Source organism: Vibrio sp. 10N.222.55.C6 (assembly GCF_041473395.1).
GTDB classification, from domain to species: Bacteria; Pseudomonadota; Gammaproteobacteria; order Enterobacterales; family Vibrionaceae; genus Vibrio; species Vibrio crassostreae_C.
This window is the reverse complement of sequence record NZ_JBFRSD010001247.1, coordinates 1-337: the sequence shown is the minus strand read 5'-3', so window position 1 is coordinate 337 and position 337 is coordinate 1. Positions and strand designations below refer to the sequence as shown.

General features: G+C 36.2%; 1 pseudogene. It reads right to left on the bottom strand.

Going from position 1 to position 337, the window contains the following annotated elements:
• A pseudogene (locus tag AB4486_RS28395) lies at window positions 1-337 on the bottom strand (hypothetical protein); the annotation flags it as partial.

Genomic DNA, 337 nt, shown 5'->3' with positions numbered 1-337 from the left:
TTGCTACATTAACAAATTTGTCCGAATCAAACTTGTAGGAAACTGGTCGCTTCTGAAGTGTATTATCAGATAACGCGATAAAAGAATAGGCTCCATTGCTCTCTTGGTTATTGATATATTTAAAGTAGTCATACCCCTTTTTTATTGCCCATTTACGTAATTCCAAAGTGTAATAGACCCACACAGACTCTTGGTTTTTGCTTGATGTCCAATCTTCACCGACTTTGCTGGCTCGAAACTTACGAGCTTTCAGTTCTTTCTTTCCAAGCACATTTTGATTGAGTGATTTGTGGATTTTTTTTACATCCTGCTTAGAAAATACTTGGTATATATCCTG